The sequence below is a fragment of the Mesorhizobium sp. B2-1-3A genome (assembly GCF_006442655.1).
Lineage (GTDB): Bacteria > Pseudomonadota > Alphaproteobacteria > Rhizobiales > Rhizobiaceae > Mesorhizobium.
The window spans coordinates 221725-244057 of sequence record NZ_VFWK01000008.1 but is presented as its reverse complement, the minus strand read 5'-3'; the positions used below and the strand labels follow the sequence as shown (position 1 = coordinate 244057).

Sequence of the window (22333 nt, the reverse complement as noted above, 5' to 3'; positions counted from 1 at the left end):
AGCCACGCTCTGTCCAGCACCAGAACAAGGAAGTTTCGATGTCCATCCCCGCCCCCTTCGTCTCCAGGCCCATGGACATCCAGAAGGACTGGATCGATTACAACGGCCATCTCAACATGGCCTATTATAACGTCCTGTTCGACCGCTGCTCGGATGAGGCCTTTGAGGCGATGGGCGTGGGACTGGACTATGTGAAGCAACGGCGCCTCACCATCTACACCGCCGAAGTCCATGTCTGCTACGTCCAGGAGCTGCATCTCGACCACAAGGTCACTGTCTCCTTCCAGCTAATCGACCATGACGCGAAGCGGATCAGGTCCTACCAGGAAATCCGCCATGTCGATGGCTGGCTCGCCGCCACGTCCGAGACGCTGTCGCTGCATGTAGACATGGCGGGGCCGAAGGTCGCGCCCTTCCCCGCCGATGTTCTGGCCAAGATCGAAGCCATGCGCGCCGCCCATTCGGTGCTGCCCATGCCGGAGCGCGCCGGCCGCGCGATCGGCATCAAACACAAGTAGGGCGAAGCCGACATCCATCCAGATTCGGCACGGCGGGGCATTGGGTCTGACTTCAAAGCCACACCCTGAACTCAAAATCGCGGAGCCCCCGATATCCAACGGCAGCGGTGCTTGAAGCGGGTTTGGACCGGCGTTAACCTTACCGAGGTTTTAACGGGAACAAGCCAATTGAGCCGTTGAACGACTCAGCGGAGCGGTCGAAAACCATCCGCATAGAGTTGTTTACGAGCGGCGGGGCGAAGCCGGTTCGAGGGACGTGCATGAAAACCGACATCAAGGTCGAGGTGGACAGGCTGGCCGCTGATCCGCGCATATCGGACTATGATTTCTGGCGTTCGCTCAAGAATGTCGACAACGAGATCTTCCATATAGCCAACAACAACGAGCCGATCCCGTTCGACATGATCCGCTGGCGCAGCATTTTGAAGCGCGCCCGCCTGAAGCGCGGCCACGCCTAGCGTCGGCGCGTCGGCCTGAGAAAAACCGGCCAACCAATTTTGTCGTACCATTTCACGGCGATCGCTTCGCCGCCGCCAGCGGCGAGCGCGCCGCTACCGGCGATGACTGGATGATGGCCGTATTCGTCATCGCATAGGGGATGATGCGGTCGATTACCCGTTCGAGCTCGGCCACCGAGCCGACATGGGCGAGCGCGATGAGGCAGTCCTCGCCGGTCACCCGGTCGCATTGCGCGATCTCCGGCAGCTCGCGAATGATATCGGCGACGACCGACAATTGTCCCGGCACCGGCCGGATGCGCAGCCACGCTGACAACGTCAGGCCAAGCGCGGCCGGATTGATCCGGACGCAATAGGCTTCGATGACGCCATTCTCGTGCAGCCGCTTGATGCGCTCGGCGACACTCGGCGCCGACAGGCCTACCGAGCGCGCAAGCTCCGCCGTGCTGATGCGCGCATCCTTTTCCAGCAGGCGCAGGATTTTCATATCCGCCGCGTCGAGGTCGGCATTTTCAGTTCCAAGGCGTTTCAACGAAAAATCCTTTCTTCCAGGAATGAAATTGCCGGAGCAGTCGGTTATTCGCCATATAAAGTAGAAAAATTGCCTGCGATACTGATCCGATGAACGATCAGACGCAAGCGCCGGCTGCCGGCCCTGCCCTCAACGGCCCGGTGCTCGACACTCTGGCGGCAAGGTTGCCGCCACATGTCTGGTTCGGTGTCAGCGCAATCTTCCACTATCTCGGCCCGGCCTTCGCGGTGCTGCTGTTCCCGCATGTCGGCGTGCTCGGCATGGCATGGCTGCGTATCGCCACCGCGGCGCTGATCTTCGCGCCGCTGACGCGCCCGTGGCGAAGCTTCGCTCGCGCCGATCCCGCAACGCGACTGTTGCTGCTGGCTTTCGGTGCCTGCCTGGCGGTGATGAATTGCTCGTTCTACCTGGCGCTAGACCGCTTGCCGATCTCGCTGGTGGCGGCGATCGAATTCGTCGGCACCATCGGCGTCGCGCTCGTTGGCCTCAGGAGCGCCCGCAACCTGGCTGCCCTCGCCGTCGCCGTCACCGGCACCTTGCTGCTCATCGACGTCAGATGGTCCGATGATCCCGTCGGGCTATTCTGGGCTTTCCTCAACGGCGCGCTGTTTGTCGGCTACATCGTGCTCGGCCACCGCGTCGCCCGAACCAGTGCGGGCGACGGCATTGCGGGCCTCGGTGCCGCCATGGCGGTCGCCTTCATCGTCGTGCTGCCGATCGGCTTCGCGGATGCCCTGCCCGCCTTTTTCTCGGCGCCGCTGCTGGTCGCCGCCATCGGCGTCGGCATCTGCTCTTCGGTCATTCCCTATATCTGCGACCAGCTTGCCATGTCGCGGTTGCCGCGCGCGAGTTTCGCGCTGATGCTGTCGCTGCTGCCGGTCACGGCAACGCTGATCGGCGTCATCGTGCTGCGCCAGATTCCGAGCCTCATCGATTGCCTCGGCATCGCACTGGTGGTTGCCGGTGTCGCCTTCCACAAGCCTGCATCCAGCAGCTAGCCGCCAGGAAAGTCTTTATCTTCATTTGCTTGTAAAACTCCCGAGTCGGTTCCCGATCTCGCCTGACTGCGACAAGACGCTCAAGATTGAACCAATCTCGCCTTTGAGCCGTTGTCCCCTACGAAAACGGCTTGGAGTGACACCATGGACTGGAAACGGACCAGGGAGCCTGCCGACGCTTGGCACATGACGGATGACCTTCATGTCGAGCACGGCAAGGGCGACCCGTTCGCGGCGGCCATTCGCGCCACACGCATGTCGATGATCATCACCGATCCTCGGCGACCTGATAACCCGATTGTCTTTGCCAATGACGCTTTCCTGCGGCTGACCGGCTATGAGCGTAATGAGGTGATGGGCAAGAACTGCCGCTTCCTGCAGGGGCCGAAAACCGACAAGGCCGCTGTCGGGCAGATCCGTGCGGCGGTCGAGGACAACGCAGATGTCAGCGTCGACATCCTGAACTATCGCAAGGACGGTTCGACCTTCTGGAATGCGCTCTACATCAGCCCTGTCTCCAACGACAAGGGCGAGGTGCAGTTCTTCTTCGCCTCGCAACTCGACGTCTCGGACCGCAAACGCTCGGAACATCGCATCACCGCCGACAAGGACCGCTTCGAGAAAGCGGTGAAGGAACGCACCGCCGAACTGGAAGCAGCCCTTGAGGCGCAGACCACCTTGCTGCACGAGGTGGATCATCGGGTGAAAAACAATCTGCAGATGATCTCATCGCTCATCATCATGCAGCGGCGGACCATACAGGACGAGGCGACCAGGCATTCGCTGACCACCATGCTGGAGCGTATCGAGGCGCTCAGCACCGTGCATCGCCGGCTCTACCAGTCGAAGGATGTCAGCCGGTTCGACGTCTCGGATTTCGCCAAGGACCTGGTGACGGATCTGCTGACGGCGTCGGGGCGATCCGGGATCAAGTCGAACCTTGAGCTCGAACCCATCGTCATTTCAGCCGAGAAGGCGACGCCTGTCGCGCTGATGGTCAATGAACTCGTCACCAATGCCTTGAAGCACGCTTTCAAGGAAGGACCGGACGGGACCACAGCGGGGCGCATAGGCGTCAAGATGAGCCAGCCCGACGGACACTTCAACATCGAGGTCTCGGACGATGGCGTCGGCATGGCCGAAGCCAATGGCGATGCCTCTTTCGGCATGCGGCTGATCAAATCGCTCGCCCGCCAGTTGCACGCCGATATTGAATGGCGTGACGCCGGCCCCGGCACCACGGTCGTGATCTCGATGCCAAACGAACCGCAGCAAAAAAGGACTCTCTCATGACTGAACCACTCAAGGTCCTGATCGTCGAGGATGAAGCGCTGTTGGCGATGGAGCTGGAAAGCCTTGTCGAGGAAGCCGGCCATAGCGTCGTCGGCTGGGCGACGTCCTCGGCGGAAGCAAAAAGCATGGTCGAGTCCACGGATGCCGACATCGCCTTTGTCGACATCCACCTCACCGACGGCCCGACCGGTGTCGACGTGGCCCACTATATCGGCGAGAAGAAACGTTCGATGGTGGTGTTCATGACCGCCAATCCGAAGCGCATCCCCGACCATTTCGCCGGTGCGATCGGCGTCATCGCCAAGCCCTATACGATGAACGGCCTGACATCGGCGTTGCGGTACCTGCAGGAGGGCGTGCGCCGCCCGCCTCCGGTTTCGACACGTCCAGCCGGCTTCACCTTGTCGCCGGCCTTCGCGGCGGTCTGGACGCCAGCGGTCTGACGTCCTACGCCAGTTTCTGCTTCAGGAAGGCGATCGTCCTGCCCCAGGCGAGATCGGCCGCCTTCTTGTCGTAACGCGCCGCCGAGGTGTCGTTGTTGAAGGCATGGTTGGCGCCTTCATAGACATAGACCGTGTATTCGACATGCGCGGCATCGAGTTCCTTCTTGAAGGCATCGATGCCGGCATTGGTGCGGTCGTCGAGGCCGGCATAGTGCAGCAGCAGCGCGGCCTTGATCCTCGACACATCGGCGGCCTTCGGCTGCATGCCGTAATAGGCGACGCTCGCCGCGAGATCCGGCGCATTGACGGCCAGCATGTTGGCCGTGCCGCCGCCCCAGCAGAAGCCGATGACGCCGACCTTGCCATTGCCGTCCTTGTCGGCCTTCAGGAAAGCGACGGTCGCCACGCCGTTGGCAGCGGTCTGCGCCGGGTCGAGCTTCGTGAACATGTCACGCGCCTTGTCCTCATCGGCGGGCGTGCCGCCGAGCGGTGACAGGAAATCCGGCGCCAGCGCCACGAACCCCTCCAGCGCCACGCGCCGGGCGACATCGCGTATATGCGGGTTGAGCCCCCTGTTTTCATGGATGACGATGACGGTGCCGAGTTTGCCGGCCTGGTTCGCCGGTTTGACCAGATAGCCCTTCATCTCGTCGCCGCTGCCCGGATAGGTGATCTCCTCGCCTTTCACCCGCGGATCGTTGTCGGCAACGATTGCCGCCTGGGCGGAATTCGCCGCCAGCATAGGCACGATCGCGGCCGCCGCGGCACCCGATCCGGCAAGCCTGGTCAGCTGTTCCATGAAGCGGCGGCGGTCGAGCGTCAGATGCGTGTATTCGTCATAGGCATCGATCATCGCCTGGGTGATGGCGGGTTTGTCGGTGGCGGTGGATTTGGTCATCGGCGCACTCCTCGATCTCGCTGTCTCGATGCGATGTCCTGCCGTCCGCAAGATAGGGGTGGGCCTTGCATCGTCCAGTCACGGCGCCGGTGACATCCCGTCTCTCCCGGCGAGCAGCGGCGCCATCATCCCGATTTGGCTTCATCACAATTTGGTCATCGACGGCAAATCTTGATGGCGCTGCCACAATAGTAGGGGAAACTGATCATACGGCCGCCCCATGGCGCGGCCACGGTCCCGAATGGACCGATCTGAAAGGACGCCGCCGATGACCATGCCCTCGCCGATCCTGGCAACCGCCTTTATCGTTGCCGCAGCCACCATCCTGGCGATGCGCGCGGCCGTTGTAGCGGCGAGCCGGAAGTCCATGGTCAAGATCCGCGGCCGCCAGCGCCATCCGGCAAACACGAAAACCCAAGGTTGAGGTGAAGTCATGGACGTACAGGATATCGTGAACACCGTTTCGCAGAAGGCCGGCCTTGACCAGGCAACGACGGAAAAGGTCGTCGGCACTATCTTCTCGGTGCTCGAGCATGAGGCGGAAGGCACCATCGCCTCAGCCTTCTTCGCCAAGATCCCGGGCGCCGATGCACTGGCGCAGAAATATGACGTCGTGGCCGCCGCCCCTGCCGGCGGCGGTGGCGGCTTCCTGTCGTCGCTGCAAGGCGCGCTTGGCGGCGTTCTCGGCGAGAAGGCGGGCGCGCTGGTCAACGGCCTCGCCGCCCTCAAGGCATCCGGCCTCGATCTGGCGCAGATCCAGAAGGCTGGCGCCACACTGGTCCAGCAGGCCGAAGCCGCGGCCGGCCCCGATCTGACCAACCAGGTGCTGGGCTCGGTGCCCAGCCTGAAGAGCCATCTCGGGCTCGGCTGATCGTCAATTCGCCGAGCTTGCCTCCAGGCAACCCGTCTACTTGGGCAGCGCGTAAGCCATCACATAATCCCCCGGCTTGGTGCCGACCGAGCCGTGGCCACCGGCGACGATGACCACGAACTGGCGTCCGTCGGCGACCGTATAGGTCATCGGCGTCGACTGACCGCCGGCTGGCAGCCGCGCCCGCCAGAGCTGCTTGCCCGACGTCAGGTCGTAGGCGCGCAGATAATCGTCGACCGCGGCACCCAGGAAGGCGACGCCACCGGCGGTGATCATCGGCCCGCCAATGCCGGGCACACCGACCTTCAGCGGCAGCGGCAGTGGCGTCATGTCGTAGACCGTGCCGTTGCGGTGCTTGTAGTTGATCGTGCCGGTCCTGAGATCGACCCCGGCGACATACCCCCACGGTGGCGCCTGGCAGGGAACGCCGAGCGGTGACAGGAACGGCCCCATCACCACCGCATAGGGCGCGCCTTCATTGCGGTTGAGCCCCTGCTCGCTGCCCTTGGTGTCGACGCCCGGCGCCGGCACGTCGGCGCGCGGAACAAGCCTGGATGTGAAGGCGAGATAGGTCGGCATGCCGAACATCACCTGCCGCACCGGATCGACCGCCACGCCACCCCAGTTGAAGGTGCCGAAATTGCCGGGATAGATCAGCGATCCCTGCAGCGAGGGCGGCGTGTAGCGGCCTTCATAGCGCAGTTTGTGGAAGGCGATGCGGCAAGCCAGCTGGTCGAACATGCTGATGCCCCACATGTCGGCTTCGGTCAGCGGCTTCGGGTTGAAGGAGAGATCGGACGAAGGCTGCGTCGGCGACGCATGGTCGCCCTCGATGGCGCCGCCGGGCGCCGGTACTTCCTTGACCGCGATCACCGGCTCGCCGGTGCGCCGGTCGAGCACATAGAGGTCGCCTTGCTTGGTCGGCCCGACCAATGCGGGCACGATCGTGCCGTCGGCCTTGGTGATATCGATCAGGCTCGGCTGCGCCGGCACGTCCATGTCCCACAAATCGTGGTGCACGGTCTGCCGCACCCATTTCAATTGCCCGGTATTGAGATCGAGCGCGGTAATCGAGGAGGAGAACTTCTCGACATTGGCGCTGCGTCCGGCGCCGAGCTGGTCCGGCGTCTGGTTGCCGAGCGGCACGTAAAGCAGGCCAAGTTTCTCGTCGGCGCTGGGCGTCGACCACATGTTGGGCGAGTTGGCGGTGTAAGTCTGGCCGGCCGGCAGCGGCGTCGTCTGGTCCGGATTGCCGGAATCCCAGTTCCAAATCAGCTTGCCGGTGCTCGCATCATAGGCGCGGATAACGCCCGACGGCTCCTGCGTCGAATAATTGTCGTTGACCGCGCCGCCGACGATGATCTTGCCGCCGGCAATCAGCGGCGCCGAGGTCGAATAGTAATAGCCCGATTTCGGGTACGGCATGTTGGTCAGGAGGTTGAGCGTGCCGGCCTCGGCGAAGGCGGGACAGACCTGCCCGTTGGCGGCGTCGAGCGCGATCAGCCGGGCATCCGAGGTCGGCAGGTAAACGCGGGTCGCGCAGGGCTGGCCGGCCGCGCCGCCGGCATCGGCATAATAGGATACGCCGCGGCAGGTCTGGTGCTGGCGGTCCTTGTCGAGCTTGATCTTGGGATCGTAGCGCCATTTTTCCTTGCCGGTCGCGGCGTCGACCGCGATGGCGAAATTGTGCGGCGTGCAGATGTAGAGCGTGTCGCCGATCTTGAGCGGCGTCACCTGGTAGGTGGTCTCGCCGATATCGTCCGGCCCCTTCACGTCGCCGGTGCGATAGGTCCAGGCCGGCTGCAGATTGGCGACATTATCCGGTGTGATCTGGTCGAGCGGCGAATAGCGCTGGCCGAATTGCGTGCGGCCATAGAAGTGCCATTCGCCGGCCGGCACGTCATTGCCCAGATTGGCGTTGGGGGTCACCTTGTCGGTGTCGAGCGCGCCGGCGATGTCCTTCGGGTCCGTGGTCATCGAATAGCCGGCCACTGCCAGCGAGGCCAGCACCGCCAGGATCAGCGGCGCGCGCCCGTCAGGACCGACAAGGCCTCGCCGCGCCCACGGCGTCAGCAGCCATAGCGCCACCAGCACGATGATGCCGCCGCGCGGGCCGAGTTCCCACCAGTCGAAGCCGGTTTCCCAGACCGCCCATGCCAGCGTGCCGAGCACGATCGCCGCGTAGAGCCACAGCGCCGTGGAACGGCGCCGGTAGAGCAGCCAGGCCGCGACCAGGAAGGCCAAGCCAACGATGATGTAGTACCAGCTGCCGCCCAGCGAGGCCAACCAGATGCCGCCAGCGCCAAGCGCCAGACCGAGGAGGAAGAGAACGAGGGAGGTGATGGTGACAGCCAAGATGATACTCCTTCGACTGTTGCGCGCCTCGCGCGGCCATGGGCAACCCGGCATTGCGTTCCTGCCCGGTACACAACTTTCTCCCGCCCGCCTCGCCTGTCAAGCTTGGGCCACGAGCCGACGGGCAGCTCTCGGTCCGGCTGCAAATGCGCGGCGGGCTGAGCGTCATGCGAGCCAAGGTGGCCGGATAGGCCACTTTACCGGGAACAAAACGTAGACAGTTCTGGTCTTTCCCTCCCGAATCACTACATTCGGGGGAAGATGTCCGGCTTTTCCGAAGACATGCCCTTTTTCGACGAACCCAATGCGCGGCCCACGGCCCCGTCGGGCATTGCCGCGCGCGCCATGGCTGCCCGCGGCGGCCACAACAATGCGCCGGACTATCTCCGGGGGCTGAATCCGGAACAAAGGCTGGCGGTGGAGACCACCGAGGGTCCTGTTCTGGTGCTGGCCGGCGCCGGCACCGGCAAGACGCGGGTGCTGACCACCCGCATCGCCCACATCCTCGCCACCGGCAGGGCTTTCCCCTCCCAGATCCTCGCCGTGACCTTCACCAACAAGGCCGCGCGCGAGATGAAGCAGCGCATCGGCATCCTGATCGGCGAAAGCAATGTCGAAGGCATGCCGTGGCTCGGCACCTTCCACTCGATCGGCGTCAAGCTGTTGCGCCGTCATGCCGAGCTTGCCGGGCTGCGCTCCGATTTCACCATTCTCGACACCGACGATGTCGTCAGGCTGATCAAGCAGTTGATCCAGGCCGAGGGCCTCGACGACAAGCGCTGGCCGGCCAAGCAGTTCGCGCAGATGATCGATGGTTGGAAGAACAAGGGGCAAGGCCCGGCCGATATCGCCGAGGGCGATGCGCGCAGCTTCGCCAACGGCAAGGGCCGCGAGCTCTACAAGGCCTATCAGGAGCGCCTGCAGACGCTGAACGCCTGCGACTTCGGTGACCTGCTCTGCCACCCGATCCGCATCTTCCGCGCCAATCCCGACGTGCTGAAAGACTATCACCGGCGCTTCAAATACATCCTCGTCGACGAATACCAGGACACCAACACAGCCCAGTACATGTGGCTGCGGCTTTTGGCGCAGCGGCCGGAAGCCGGGCGTGCGTCAACGTCGACGGATATGCGATCGGCCGAAGGCCGCAAGCCCGACCGGGCGTCGGCCGGCCAGGCCGCCCCCGCGGAGGCCAGCGAGCGAAGCTCGCGTGCGGCCGTGAGCGACAACAAAGTCAACATCTGCTGCGTCGGCGACGACGACCAGTCGATCTATGGCTGGCGCGGCGCCGAGGTCGACAACATCCTGCGCTTCGATAAGGATTTCCCGGGCGCCACCATCATAAGGCTGGAGCGCAACTACCGCTCGACCGCGCACATCCTGGGTGCTGCCTCCCACCTCATCGCCCACAATGAGGGCCGTTTCGGCAAGACGCTGTTCACTGACCGCAACGACCCCGAAGATGGCAAGGTCAATGTCCACGCCGCCTGGGATTCCGAGGAGGAAGCCCGCGCCATCGGCGAGACCATCGAGGCGTATCAGCGCCAGAAGCATAATCTGAACGACATGGCGATCCTGGTGCGCGCGTCCTTCCAGATGCGCGCCTTCGAGGACCGCTTCATCACGCTCGGCCTGAACTACCGCGTCATCGGCGGCCCACGCTTCTACGAGCGCATGGAAATTCGCGACGCGCTGGCCTTCTTCCGAGTCGTTGCCAACAGCGGCGACGACCTCGCCTTCGAGCGCATCGTCAATGTGCCGAAGCGCGGGCTGGGCGAAGCCACCATCCGCCAGATCCACGACACTGCCCGCGCCCTGCGCATCCCGATGCTGGAGGCTGCCGGCAATCTTGCTGAAAGCGACGAGCTGAAGCCGAAGCCGCGCGCGGCGCTGCGCGAGGTCGCGGCCAATTTCGAGCGCTGGCAGAAGGCACTGGAAACCAAGCCGCACACCGAGCTCGCCGAGACCATTCTCGAGGAGAGCGGCTATACCGACATGTGGAAGAACGACCGCTCGGCCGAGGCGCCGGGTCGGCTGGAGAACCTGAAGGAACTGATCCGGTCCATGGAGGAATACGAGTCGCTCCGCTCGTTCCTCGAACATGTGGCGCTGGTCATGGATGCCGAGCAGAATGCCGGGCAGGACGCCGTCTCCATCATGACGCTGCATTCGGCCAAGGGCCTCGAATTCGAGACGGTTTTTCTCCCCGGCTGGGAGGAAGGCCTCTTCCCCCACCAGCGCGCGCTCGATGAAGGCGGCCGCTCCGGGCTGGAGGAAGAGCGCCGGCTGGCCTATGTCGGCCTGACGCGCGCCAAGAAGAACCTGCATATCTGGTTCGTCTCCAACCGCCTCATCCACGGGCTCTGGCAATCGACCATCCCGTCGCGCTTCCTCGAGGAGTTGCCGGAGGCCCATGTCGAGGTCGCGGAAAGCGGCAACAGCTATGGCGGCTATGGCAATTCCTACGGCGGCGGCTCATTCGCCTCCGGTCGTGGCGGCCGCCAGAACCCCTATGGCGCGTCGCGCTTCGACAATGTTGGCGCCAGCAATGGCGGCGCGGAGAAATCCGGCGCCTTCTCCAACACCTATTCGACGCCCGGCTGGCAGCGCGCGCAGGCCAACCGCACCGAAGCGACCGACCGCAACTGGGGCTCGCGCTCCGGCCACCAGGTCGAGCGCATCGGCTATGGCGAGACCGACAGCGGCTACGGCGCGGGCCGCACCTCGGTCAAGGGCCGCACCATCGACGGCGAACTGGTGGCCAAATCCGTCTCCGACACGCCGTCTGCCTTCAGCGTCGGCGACCGCGTCTTCCACCAGAAATTCGGCAACGGCAACATCTCGGCCATCGAAGGCAACAAGCTGACCATCGACTTCGACAAGGCAGGGCAGAAACGCGTGCTGGACGGCTTCGTCGCGGCGGTGTGAACCGAACCCTGCGGGCTTCCCGCAAAGTCGGCGAAGGCAATCAATCCACCTTCTTCTCGCCCCGCTCGCCGGCCTTGACGATGTCGCCCGTCGTGAACAGGATTTCCTTCAGTTCCGCCCGCCAATCCTTCTTCTGGCGCAGCAGGAATTCCAAATCCATGCCGAAATGCTTGAACTCCTCGGCCTGTGCGTTCTTCATGATCGCCTTGGCCTGCGGGTCCTTCTCCACCGAAATGCGCTGTTCGTACCAGCCGATCGCTTCCGCCTCTTCGATCAGCGAGGTGATCATGCGGGCAAAGGTCCGCACCTTCTGCGACAGTTCTTCAGGCGGTTCGTGATACTGGTCGAAACCCATGTCGTCCTCCGTGGTTCATTCCCATGAATGCCTGGGAATGCGGCCGGTTCCGCCTCATCGCTGCAATTCCGCCAATGCCCTTTCCAGCGGCGCCGCCGAAATCTGGATGGGTCCGGAGAACGCCACGTCCATGTCCAGGATCAGGTAGATCGCCCCGGCGATCAGCGCGGCCGACACCATGAGGGTTCCGGCGGTGATCGAATTCTTCGGTGCCCTGAACCCGAAACTGGCGAAGATCAGCGCCAGCCAGGTGACCAGCATGGCGATCAGCGGCCAGGGAATCGTGCCCTCCGACTGCTCGACCAGGACCCAACGCAGTTCCAGCACCTTCTGCAGGCGCTGGCGTCCATCCTGCAGAAGGGAGCTATGTACAGCGTCGGGAGGGGTCAGGCCATTCAGCCGCACGCCAATCTCCGTCAGCAGGCGTTCGGAAAGCTGATTGGCGGCGATGGTCGTTTCGCTGTTTTGTGACGAGGTGTCCACCAACCGCTGCACATAGGCGACCAATGGTTGGCGCACCGCGTCGGTCTCCGGGCCATACTGGCGCAAGGTCCTGTCGAGCAGGATCAGCTCCGTCGCATAGGCGTGCACGTTGTGATCGATCGATTCGAAGGTGTTCTTGGCCGAGTTGATCATCAGGCCGAGTATCAGCGAGGTCATCACCCCGAACAGATTGGCGGCGAGCCGAACCACAGTGTTCGTGTCGTCATCACGATGCCTGGCCGGCAATCTCGGCCAGATCGTCATGCTGGCGAACGCCGACGCCGCCAGGCACAGGAAAATCACCAATGCGATCAAGGCTTCGCGCATGAACCGCATTTCTGCACGGGACGCACCAATTGCCAATGCCAGGGCGACCCATCGAAGGCGAAAGTCGAGCGTATTCGTCGTTTCAATGCGATATGGCAGCGCCTTGCCGGGCCAAAAGGTGGCACGGTAGTGTCCTCTTGTCCGCAAACAGGGCAATTTGATCAGCAAGGAGGTCGGCATGTCTGGAAGATCATCCTTGCCGCTCCTCTGGCGCCGGCCGCTGCTGCCGGCCCTGCTTGTGCTGCTGGCGGCGGCGATCTTCCTCGCCGATACGATCACCAATCTGGAGATCGCCGTCGCGGTCTTCTATGTCGCCATTGTCCTGATCGCGGTCCGCTATCTCGACCAGCGCGGCGTGGCGATGGTCGCGGCGGCCTGCATGGCGCTGACCGTGCTGAGTTTCTTCCTCACGCGGGCAGGTTCGGTGCCGGCAGGCGTGATCAACTGCGCCATCAGTCTGGTGGCGATCGCCGTCACCGCCTATCTGGCGCTGCGCACCGCCGCCGCCGAGGCGTCCGCCCGCGAGGCGCAGGCACAGCTCGCCCACATCACGCGGGTGACGATGCTGGGCGAGCTGACGGCCTCGATCGCCCATGAGCTCAACCAGCCGCTGGCGGCGATCGTGTTGAACGGCAACGCCGCCCGGCGCTGGCTGGCGGCCGGCAATCCAGATGAGGCCGGCAAGGCGGCCGAGCGCATCGTCAGGGATGCCGAACGCGCCAGCGAGCTGATCAAGCGCCTGCGCGGCCTGACCCGAAAGGCGGCCGGCAAGGCCGTCTGGCTGGATGTCAATCAGCTGATATCGGAGACGCTGACCCTGGTGGAGAACGAGGCCGGCAGAAGCCATGTCTCCTTGCGCACAGAACTCGCCGGCAAGCTGCCTCGAGCCGAGGCCGACCCGGTACAGATCCAGCAGGTCATCCTCAACCTCATCCTCAACGCGATCGAGGCGGTGAGCGGCGAGCAAGAGCGCGACGTGACAATCGTGACCAGTGCCGGCAAGCCCGGCGAGATCGTGATTGAAGTCCGCGATTCCGGCCGTGGCCTGAGCGGCGTCCAGCTCGACCATGTCTTCGACGCCTTCTACACCACCAAGCCCGAGGGCCTGGGCATGGGGCTTGCCATCAGCCGCTCGATCGTCGAAAGCCATGGCGGACGCATCTGGGTACAGCCGACAATGCCGCGCGGTGCCGCATTCTTCCTTTCGCTGCCGGCAGACCGGACAGGATCGCGCGGGTCGAACCAATGAAGCAAGCCAGCGGATCGGAAACGAGCAAACCGGAACAGATCGTTTTCGTCATCGACGACGATCCCGCCATGCGCGAGGCGCTCGACAGCCTGCTGCGCTCGGTCGGGCTGGATATCAGCTGCTTCGGTTCGGTCGCCGAATTCCTGGGGGCGCCACTGCCGGACATCCCCTCCTGCCTTGTGCTGGACGTGCGCCTGCCCGGCAAAAGCGGCATGGACTTCCAGAAAGAGCTCGCCCGTTCCGATGCGCCGCTGCCCGTGATCATCATGACCGGCCATGGCGATATCGCCATGTCGGTGCAGGCGATGAAGACCGGCGCCGTCGATTTCCTGCCGAAACCGTTCCGCGAACAGGACCTGCTCGATGCCATCGCCGCCGCCCTGGACAAGGACCGGTCGCGGCGGGCGCAGAAAGCCGAGATTGATATCTTGCGCGAACGCCTGGCGACGCTGAGCGAAGGCGAGCGCGGCGTCGTGGCGCTGGTGGTCCAGGGGCGGCTCAACAAGCAGGTCGCCGGCGACCTCGGCGTCAGCGAGATCACCGTCAAGGTCCGCCGCGCCCGCGCCATGCGCAAGATGCAGGCCGGCTCGCTGGCCGAGCTCATCAAAATGGCCGCCAAGCTCGGAATCTGACCCCCTCAGGCCGACAGATAAACCGTTATTTTTCAATGTATTGTTAGCGCATCCCTTGCCACGGGATCTGCCTCCTTATGCCTTGGTATCAAGCCATATACTTAAGATTCCGGCGCCCGCGTTGACACGCTGCAAGCCACGGGCGTAAGGCGGCGTGGCCTCGGCTGACCGAGGCATCAACTCGAGATCGAACAGGTTATGGACAGCTATCCCAGTCGCTGTCCGGATCAAGCCCAAGGCACGGTCCGGACACTGGCCCCGTCAACAACTATCGTTTCCGGCATGTGGCGCCGGTCGGGCCTCGGCAGGGCATAACCCGCCTGCGGCTCGCCTTGCCGTCCCGCCGGACCGCAAGAGGTGAGCCATGAACACCAATGTCATTCCCTTCCGCGCGCGTTCCGCCACGCGCCCAGCTTCAGCGCCCCGGCCATCCGCGGTGACAACGCGCGGCCTGGCGGGCAAGGCCGGCTTCACCAGGCCGCCGACCCGGCTCGTCTGCGTCTGGCGTCGCGGCTCGGTAAGCGGCCGGCTGGAATGCCGCTGGACCCGGGAACGGCAGTCCGTCTCCGAAGAGGGCGTCAGTTGTCGAACGGTCCTCCCACGGCGCGCTGCCTGAGCCCCTCTTCAGCGTAACCCCGACCTCCGCACTGATGGCCGGGCCCTGGCGCCCGGCGCGACCGCCACCCGGTCGCCCCCTTCCGCACGCCCGCAATCACCCTCTCCCAAATCACACTGCAATCTGCCCATCATCCGGAGGCCCGCCATGATCTTCCTGCCTCACAACCGCAATTCCCTTGGCGAAGCCGCCGCGCTGGCGCGCGGACGCATCGCGCCCAACATCTACGACACCATCGCCTTTGCGATGCTGGTGGCTCTGCTGGTGCTTCTGGCGCACGGCGCCGCCGGCATGCGTGCGCCGAGCGCCCTGCTCACCACCTCGCCGGTCACGCTCGATCTCGCCAACCTGCCGGAATATGCGCTGCGCACCACGCTGCGCATGTTCGCGGCCATCATCGTCTCGCTGGTCTTCACCTTCACGGTGGCGACGCTGGCCGCCAAGAGCCGCCGCGCCGAAATGGTGATCATTCCCGCGCTCGACATCCTGCAGTCGGTGCCGGTGCTGGGTTTCCTGACTTTCACCGTGACCTTCTTCATGGGCCTGTTTCCCGGCAGCCAGCTCGGCGCCGAATGCGCCGCGATCTTCGCCATCTTCACCAGCCAGGCCTGGAACATGGCGTTCTCGTTCTACCAGTCACTGCGCACGGTGCCGAGCGACCTCGACGAGGTCAGCCGCGGTTTCGGGCTCTCTGCGTGGCAGAGGTTCTGGCGGCTCGAGGCGCCGTTCGCCGCACCAGGTCTTGTCTGGAACACGATGATGTCGATGTCCGGCGGCTGGTTCTTCGTCGTCGCCTCCGAGGCCATCACCGTCGGCAACACCACCGTGCAACTGCCCGGCATCGGCTCCTGGCTGGCGCTCGCCATCGATAAGCAGGATTTCACCGCCGTCGCCTGGGCAGTTTTGGCGATGGGCGTGCTCATCCTGCTCTATGACCAGCTGCTGTTCCGGCCTGTCGTCGCCTGGGCCGACAAGTTCCGTTTCGAGCAGACCGCCGGGCAGGAAAAGCCCCGCTCCTGGGTCTACGACATACTGCGCCGGGCCCGGTTGCTGCACACCGTAGGACTGCCGATCGCATGGCTCTGGCAGCGCGCCATGCTGCTACGCCTGGGCAAGCGGTCCATGCCGGCAGCGTCCACCGCCACGTCGCGCCGCTTCTCGCGGGCGCTCGACATCGCCTGGCTGGGACTGGTGCTGCTTGTGGCCCTGTGGGGTGTGGTCGAGACGGTCCTGTATCTGCGGCAGACCCTTGGCTGGAACGATGTGGCCGAAGCCTTCAGCGGCGGCCTGCTCACCTTGCTGCGCGTGGTCGTGCTGATCGCGGTGGCCAGCGTGATCTGGGTGCCGATCGGCGTCTGGATCGGCTTGCGGCCCGCGGTCGCCGAACGCGTGCAGCCGCTGGCGCAGTTCCTAGCCGCCTTCCCCGCCAACGTGCTGTTCCCGTTCGCGGTGATCGCCATCGTCGCCACCGGCGCCAGCCCCAGCATCTGGCTGTCGCCGCTGATGGTGCTGGGCACGCAATGGTACATCCTGTTCAACGTCATCGCCGGCGCCAGCGCCTTCCCTTCCGACCTCAAGGAGGCCGCCAGGGTCTTCAAGATACGGTCCTGGTCGTGGTGGAAGAACGTCATGCTGCCGGGGATTTTTCCCTATTACATCACTGGCGCTCTGACCGCCTCCGGGGGTTCGTGGAACGCCTCGATCGTCGCCGAACTGGCAAGTTGGGGCAATACCAGGCTCGAAGCCTTCGGGCTCGGCTCCTACATCGCGAAGGCGACAGAAGCCGGCGATTTTCCGCGCGTCATCCTCGGCATCGCCGTGATGTCGCTCTTCGTCACCCTCTTCAACCGCACCCTCTGGCGCCCCCTCTATGTCTTCGCCGAACGCCGCATGCGGCTCGACTGACCCATTCCTCAGGAGACTGATCATGAACCAAGCTGTCATCACCCAAGCTGTCGTCACCAAGAACCGTCCGCTCGTCGAAGTCCATGGCGTCTGCCAGACCTATGACAAGGGAAGCGCGGGCAAGCTCATCGTCCTCGACCAGGTCGGGCTGACGCTGGGTTCCGGCGAGATCGTCGGCCTGCTCGGCCGCTCCGGCTCCGGCAAGTCCACATTGCTGCGCTCGATCGCCGGCCTGATCCGGCCGAGCCAGGGCGCCATCACCTTCGAGGGCAAGGCTGTCTCAGGCACGCCGGACGGCATCGCCATGGTCTTTCAGAGTTTTGCGTTGTTTCCCTGGCTGACCGTACTGCAGAATGTCGAACTCGGGCTCGAGGCACAGGGCGTCTCGCCGGCAGTGCGCCGCAAGCGCGCGCTGTCGGCCATCGACTTGATCGGCCTCGATGGTTTCGAAAACGCCTATCCGAAGGAGCTGTCGGGCGGCATGCGCCAGCGCGTTGGGCTCGCCCGCGCCCTGGTGGTGCATCCCAAGGTGCTGCTGATGGACGAGCCGTTCTCGGCGCTCGATGTGCTCACGGCCGAGACGCTGCGCACCGACCTGCTCGACCTCTGGTCGGAAGGCCGCATGCCGATCGAGTCGATCCTGATGGTAACCCACAACATCGAGGAGGCGGTGCTGATGTGCGACCGCGTGCTGATCTTCTCGTCCAATCCGGGCCGCGTCGTCGCCGAGCTCAGGATCGATCTGCCGCAACCACGCAACCGGCTGGACCCGGCCTTCCGCGCGCTGGTCGAGGACATCTATGCCCGCATGACCGCCAGGAAGGAGCCGGGCAGCCCTGCCCGCGACGGCGTCTTCCCGGGTTCGGGCATCGCCATGGTGCTGCCGCGCGTCTCGACCAACCTGCTCGCCGGCCTGATCGAGGCCGTCGCGGCGGCGCCCTACAACGGGCATGCCGACCTGCCGCCGCTGGCCGCCAGCCTGCAGCTCGAGATCGATGACCTGTTCCCGATCGCCGAAACGCTTCAGCTGCTGCGCTTTGCCGAACTGGCCGAGGGCGACATCCAGCTGACCCTGGCCGGCAAACGCTTCGCCGAAAGCGAGGTCGACGCGCGCAAGCAATTGTTCGCGCAGCAGCTCGCGACCTATGTGCCGCTGGCCGGCCACATCCGCCGCGTGCTCGACGAACGCGCCAACCACAAGGCGCCGGCCCGCCGCTTCCGCGACGAGCTGGAGGACCACATGTCCGAGGGCTATGCCGACCAGACGGTGCGCGCCGTCATCAGCTGGGCCCGCTACGCCGAGTATTTTGCCTATGACGAGGAGAGCGATCTGTTCACGCTCGACAACCCGACATAGCCCATCTGGGCGCCGCGGATGCCGGTCACGACACCGGTGCCGCGCCGCCCTCCTCGGTGCGCCGCGCGATGAATTCGTCGAGTACGCCTGATGTGGCGGCGGCCGAGGCGGGCGGCTCGAAATCGGCAACGGCGCGCCGCCAGATGCCGGTGGCGCGTTCGCTCGCCGTCTTCGATCCGCTTTGCGTCCAGTTGCCGAAGTTCGACCAGTCGGCCACCAGCGGTTCGTAGAAGGCGGTGCGGTAGCGCGCCATGGTGTGGCCGGCCGAGAAGAAATGACCGCCCGGCTGCACTTCGGCGATCGCCTCGAAGCCGATCGCATCGTCGTCACCGGGCGTCGCGGCGCAGAGTTCGGCCACCGTCTGCAGCGCCTCGATATCGGTGATCATCTTCTCGAAGGAGACGCTCAGGCCGCCTTCCAGCCAGCCGGCGGCGTGGATGCACATGGTCGCGCCGGCCAACACCGAGCCCCACAGCGCGAACTGCGTTTCGTGCGCGGCCTGCGCGTCCGAGATGTTGGCGGCACTGCCGCCGCCGGAACGCCAGGGCAGTCCGGTGAAGCGCGCCAGTTGGCCGGCGCCCAGCGTCGCCTTGACATGCTCCGGCGTACCGAAGGCCGGCGCACCGGATTTCATGTCGACATTGGAGGAGAAGGAGCCATAGACCACCGGCGCGCCGGGCCGCACGATCTGCGCCAGCGTCAGGCCAGCTAGCGCCTCGGCATGCTGCAGCGCCAGCGCGCCGGCCACCGTGATCGGCGCCATCGCGCCAGCCAGGCAGAACGGCGTGATGACGGAGACTTGGCCGGCCCTTGCGAAATCGATGATGCCTTGCGCCATCGGAATGTCGAGCTGGCGCGGCGAGTTGGTGTTGATGACCGTGTAGCAATGCGCGGTCGCCAGGAACTCGTCCTGCGACAGGCCACGCGCCAGCCGGATCATCTCGAAGCCATCCTCGACCTGCGGCGTGCCGCGCGCGAAGACGAACGGAAACTTGTCGGACAGCGTCAGCTGCGCGCGGTTGACGGCATAGTGGCGAAAGCGGTTGTCGACATCCTGCGGCTCTATGCAGGGGCCGAGCATGTGCAGCACGTCGAAATGCTGCACCAGCCGCAGCAGATCCTCGAAATCGGCGAGCGTGCCGGGCCTCCGGCCGCGTTCGAGGTCGGTGACGTTCGGCGCGCCGCATCCGGCGAGGAAGGTCATCGACCCGAGTTCCAGCGTCAGGTCGCGGGAACGGTCGCCGGCTCGCGCCTGGATCGACTTCGGCGCCGAGGCGAGCGCCGCCGCCACCATGTCGCGGCCGATGCGCACCATGTCGGTGTCGGGGTCGACCAGCGCGCCGGCGCTGGCGAAAAGCTCCCGTGCCTGTGGCAAGAGCACCTTGATGCCGAGCTCCTCCAGCACGCGCAGCGCCGTGTCGTGGATCGAAGCCACCTGGTCATCCGAAAAGACCGGCTGCGGCAGGAACGGGTTCTTCAGCGACCGGTAGTTGGGTTGGCGGCTGCTCTCGCTGCCGGCCTCGCCGGTGCGTCCGCGCCGGCGTTCGCGCCTGCTGTCTCGTGCCGCGTCATCGACCATCGAAAATCCTCCTCATTGCCGCATCGCCTTGCCCGAGGGATCGTAGGGCGAGGCCGCGATGATCCGTGCCGGCCGCTCGACGCCAACAATGTGCACCGAAAGCGCCGTCCCCTCCTCGGCAAAATCGTCGTCCACCAACGCCAGCGCGACGCTCTTGCCGATCGTGTAGCCAAAACCGCCCGAAGTAACGAAGCCGACGCGCCGGTCGTCGCGCCAGACCGGCTCGAAGCCGCTGGCGTCGGCATCGAGCGCCTCGATCTCCAGCGTCACGATCCGCTGCGACGTGCCTGACTGGCGTTCCTTCAGCGCCGCCTCGCGGCCGACGAAATCGCCCTTGTCGAAGGCGATGAAGCGGTCGAGGCCGGTCTGGCCCGGCGTGTAGCCCTGCGTGAATTCGCGCGACCAGATGCCGAAGCTCTTCTCCAGCCTGAGCGCGTTGAGCGCGTAGTAGCCGATCTCGGCCAGACCGAGATCCTCGCCTGCCGCGAGCAGCGTGTCGCGCAGTGTGGCATGCATGGTTACCGGGCAACTGATCTCGAAGCCGAGTTCGCCGGCGATAGAGAGGCGGGCAACCCGCGCCCGCACCATGCCGATGTCGAACGCGCCGCAAGCCATGAACGGCAGTGCGGCGGCGGAGACGTCCTGATGTGTTGTACGCTCCAGGATTTTCCGCGCATTCGGCCCGGTCAGCAGGAAGCCGCCCGTCGCGTCGGAAATGTCGGTGACCGCGACGCCCTCTCCTGCCTGGCTCTCGAACCAGCGCATGTGGAATTCCCTGAGATAGTAGGAACCCATCAGCCAATAGTCGCCGCCACCCCAGTTGATCACGGTGAGGTCGCCCTTCAACCGCCCGTCCGGCCCGAGCATCGGCGCCAGCCGCGCCTGTCCCGTCTTCGGCAGTTTGCAGGCCAGCAGCCGGTCGAGCCATGCTTCGGCACTCGGCCCGGACACCGCATAGCGTGAATAGGCCGAGATATCGACGAGGCCGGCGGCACGCCGGACCTGCAGCGCCTCGTCGCCGACGATGTCGAAGGCATTGGAGCGTTTGAGCGTGGTGTTCTCGCGAAAACCCATCGGCGCGAAATAGGCCGGGATTTCCAGCCCCCACGACGCCGTCCATTCGCAACCCGCGGCGCTCATGCCGTCATAGGCGCCCGGGCGTTTCAAGGGCCTGCCGGCTGGCAGACGCTCATTGGGAAAGGTCATGACGAAACGGCGCGAATAGAACTGCCGCGTCGTTTGCTTGAGATATTCGCGATTGGCGGCGAAGGCGCCGTAGCGGGCAATGTCCATGCCGAAAATGTCGGCCTGCGGTTCGCCGTAAATCATCCATTCGGCAAGCGATTTGCCGACGCCCCCGCCCTGGCTGAAGCCGGCCATGACGCCGCAGGCGACCCAGTAGTTTTTCAGGCCGCGCACCGGTCCGACGATCGGGTTGCCGTCCGGCGTGAAGGTGAAGGCGCCGTTGACCCATTTGCGGATGCCGGCGCTGGCCAGGCAGGGAAAGCGCTCATGCGCCTTGGCGAGTTCGGGACTGATGCGGTCGATGTCTTCCGGGATCAGTTCGATCCCGTAATCCCAGGGCGCGCCGTCCATGTTCCAATGCTTCGGGTTCTGCTCGTAGACGCCGAGCAGCACGCCCTTGCGCTCTTGCCTGAGGTAGGAAAAGCCGTCGAGGTCGACGGCGATGCCGATCTCCCGGTCCAGTGCCGCGATCTCCGGAATGTCCTCGGTGACGAAATAATGGTGCTCCATCGGCGTCACCGGCAGGTCGACGCCGGCCATGCGGCCGAGCTGCTTGGCCCACAGCCCGCCAGCGTTGACGACATGCTCGGCGACGATCGTGCCCTGTTCGGTGACGACGTCCCAGTGACCGTCCGCGCGAGACTTCAACTCGACGACACGGTTGCGCAGGATCACCTCGGCCCCGCGCTTCTTCGCGGCACCCGCATAGGCATGCGTGGTGCCGTAGGGGTCGAGATGGCCCTCGTTGGAATCATGCAGGCCGCCGAGCACGCCGGTGACATCGACGATCGGGCAGATCGCCTTGATCTCTTCGGGGGTCACCAGCCGCGCGCTTTCGATGCCGACCGACTGGAACACCGCCCAGGCCGATTTCAGCCACTCCCAGCGCTGGGGGTCGCTGGCGATATTGACGCCGCCGGTCATGTGCAGGCCGATGTCCTGGCCGGACTCGGACTCGATCTCGCGATAGAGGTTGATGGTGTAATCCTGCAGCGCCGCGACGTTGGGATCGGCATTGAGCGCGTGAAATCCGGCCGCCGCATGCCAGGTCGAACCGGCCGTCAATTCAGCCCGCTCGATCAGCGCCACATCGGACCAGCCGAACCGCGTCAGATGATAGAGCACCGAGGCGCCGACCACTCCACCCCCGATGACGACTGCGCGGTAGTGCGGCTTCAAGGCTTCCCTCCCGGTCTGTCAGAAGCGGCACCATATACGCGCTGTACATAAGTGTCCAGTGCTGCGCTTGCCTGTCCCAAATGGATGCGGGATTGATCGAATTCTCACCCCG

The 22333-nt window shown here is 64.7% G+C and carries 19 protein-coding genes; 12 read left to right on the top strand and 7 right to left on the bottom strand.

Features of this window, described 5'->3' with window-relative positions:
- Positions 1-38: 38 nt before the first annotated feature.
- Together FJ977_RS30140 and FJ977_RS30135 are read left to right on the top strand one after the other, a co-directional pair.
- Positions 39-518, top strand: coding sequence for a thioesterase family protein (locus tag FJ977_RS30140; RefSeq protein WP_140775837.1), 480 nt, complete (start codon positions 39-41; stop codon positions 516-518).
- 260 nt (positions 519-778) lie between these two features.
- Positions 779-976, top strand: coding sequence for a hypothetical protein (locus tag FJ977_RS30135; protein WP_015317249.1), 198 nt, complete (start codon positions 779-781; stop codon positions 974-976).
- 52 nt (positions 977-1028) lie between these two features.
- Here the strand turns inward: FJ977_RS30135 and FJ977_RS30130 are convergent, their stop codons facing one another.
- Positions 1029-1508 (bottom strand): Lrp/AsnC family transcriptional regulator, encoded by a 480-nt coding sequence (locus FJ977_RS30130; RefSeq protein ID WP_140775836.1) that lies wholly within the window; start codon positions 1506-1508, stop codon positions 1029-1031.
- A gap of 89 nt (positions 1509-1597) precedes the next feature.
- Here FJ977_RS30130 and FJ977_RS30125 point away from each other — a divergent pair, with 89 nt between their 5' ends.
- From FJ977_RS30125 to FJ977_RS30115, 3 genes are all read left to right on the top strand, one after another.
- Positions 1598-2506, top strand: coding sequence for a DMT family transporter (locus FJ977_RS30125; RefSeq protein ID WP_140775835.1), 909 nt, complete (start codon positions 1598-1600; stop codon positions 2504-2506).
- 144 nt (positions 2507-2650) lie between these two features.
- The gene (locus tag FJ977_RS30120) at positions 2651-3799 is read left to right on the top strand and encodes a histidine kinase dimerization/phosphoacceptor domain -containing protein (protein WP_140775834.1); all 1149 of its coding nucleotides are present in this window, start codon (positions 2651-2653) and stop codon (positions 3797-3799) included.
- Positions 3796-4242, top strand: a complete 447-nt coding sequence (locus FJ977_RS30115) for a response regulator (protein ID WP_140775833.1) — start codon at positions 3796-3798, stop codon at positions 4240-4242. Before FJ977_RS30120 ends, FJ977_RS30115 begins: the two co-directional genes overlap by 4 nt.
- Before the next feature lie 4 nt (positions 4243-4246).
- On the opposite strand, the gene FJ977_RS30110 is transcribed toward FJ977_RS30115, so the two are convergent.
- Positions 4247-5140, bottom strand: a complete 894-nt coding sequence (locus FJ977_RS30110; protein ID WP_140775832.1) for a dienelactone hydrolase family protein — start codon at positions 5138-5140, stop codon at positions 4247-4249.
- A gap of 268 nt (positions 5141-5408) precedes the next feature.
- Between FJ977_RS30110 and FJ977_RS36000 the strand changes: the two genes are divergently transcribed.
- Entirely contained in the window at positions 5409-5564 is a 156-nt protein-coding gene (locus FJ977_RS36000) for a hypothetical protein (protein WP_181180114.1), read from the top strand.
- 9 nt (positions 5565-5573) lie between these two features.
- Entirely contained in the window at positions 5574-6011 is a 438-nt protein-coding gene (locus FJ977_RS30105; protein WP_140775831.1) for a hypothetical protein, read from the top strand.
- A gap of 36 nt (positions 6012-6047) precedes the next feature.
- Here FJ977_RS30105 and FJ977_RS30100 read toward each other — a convergent pair whose 3' ends face one another.
- The gene (locus FJ977_RS30100) at positions 6048-8366 is read right to left on the bottom strand and encodes a glucose/quinate/shikimate family membrane-bound PQQ-dependent dehydrogenase (protein ID WP_140775830.1); all 2319 of its coding nucleotides are present in this window, start codon (positions 8364-8366) and stop codon (positions 6048-6050) included.
- Between the two features lie 261 nt (positions 8367-8627).
- On the opposite strand from FJ977_RS30100, the gene FJ977_RS36170 reads away from it, so the two are divergent.
- Entirely contained in the window at positions 8628-11294 is a 2667-nt protein-coding gene (locus FJ977_RS36170; protein WP_210243884.1) for a UvrD-helicase domain-containing protein, read from the top strand.
- Between the two features lie 40 nt (positions 11295-11334).
- Here the strand turns inward: FJ977_RS36170 and FJ977_RS30085 are convergent, their stop codons facing one another.
- Complete coding sequence (locus FJ977_RS30085; protein WP_140775829.1) at positions 11335-11649, bottom strand: hypothetical protein; 315 nt, start codon at positions 11647-11649, stop codon at positions 11335-11337.
- Between the two features lie 54 nt (positions 11650-11703).
- Positions 11704-12459, bottom strand: a complete 756-nt coding sequence (locus FJ977_RS30080) for a DUF4239 domain-containing protein (protein WP_140775828.1) — start codon at positions 12457-12459, stop codon at positions 11704-11706.
- Between the two features lie 178 nt (positions 12460-12637).
- On the opposite strand from FJ977_RS30080, the gene FJ977_RS30075 reads away from it, so the two are divergent.
- The 4 genes from FJ977_RS30075 (at position 12638) to FJ977_RS30060 (ending at position 18218) form a co-directional block, all read left to right on the top strand.
- The gene (locus FJ977_RS30075) at positions 12638-13708 is read left to right on the top strand and encodes an ATP-binding protein (RefSeq protein ID WP_140775827.1); all 1071 of its coding nucleotides are present in this window, start codon (positions 12638-12640) and stop codon (positions 13706-13708) included.
- A complete protein-coding gene (locus FJ977_RS30070) occupies positions 13705-14340 on the top strand; it encodes a response regulator transcription factor (protein WP_140775826.1) in 636 nt (211 codons plus the stop codon). Before FJ977_RS30075 ends, FJ977_RS30070 begins: the two co-directional genes overlap by 4 nt.
- Positions 14341-15103: 763 nt before the next feature.
- Positions 15104-16861 carry an ABC transporter permease subunit gene (locus FJ977_RS30065; RefSeq protein WP_140775825.1) on the top strand — a complete coding sequence of 586 codons (1758 nt, stop codon included), beginning with the start codon at positions 15104-15106 and terminating at the stop codon, positions 16859-16861.
- A gap of 22 nt (positions 16862-16883) precedes the next feature.
- Positions 16884-18218, top strand: a complete 1335-nt coding sequence (locus tag FJ977_RS30060; protein WP_140775824.1) for a nitrate/sulfonate/bicarbonate ABC transporter ATP-binding protein — start codon at positions 16884-16886, stop codon at positions 18216-18218.
- Positions 18219-18243: 25 nt separating this feature from the next.
- Here the strand turns inward: FJ977_RS30060 and FJ977_RS30055 are convergent, their stop codons facing one another.
- Both FJ977_RS30055 and FJ977_RS30050 read right to left on the bottom strand, forming a co-directional pair.
- On the bottom strand, positions 18244-19797 hold the full coding sequence (locus FJ977_RS30055; RefSeq protein ID WP_140775823.1) for a trimethylamine methyltransferase family protein: 1554 nt from the start codon (positions 19795-19797) through the stop codon (positions 18244-18246).
- 12 nt (positions 19798-19809) lie between these two features.
- On the bottom strand, positions 19810-22221 hold the full coding sequence (locus FJ977_RS30050) for an FAD-dependent oxidoreductase (RefSeq protein WP_140775822.1): 2412 nt from the start codon (positions 22219-22221) through the stop codon (positions 19810-19812).
- Between the last annotated feature and the right edge of the window lie 112 nt (positions 22222-22333).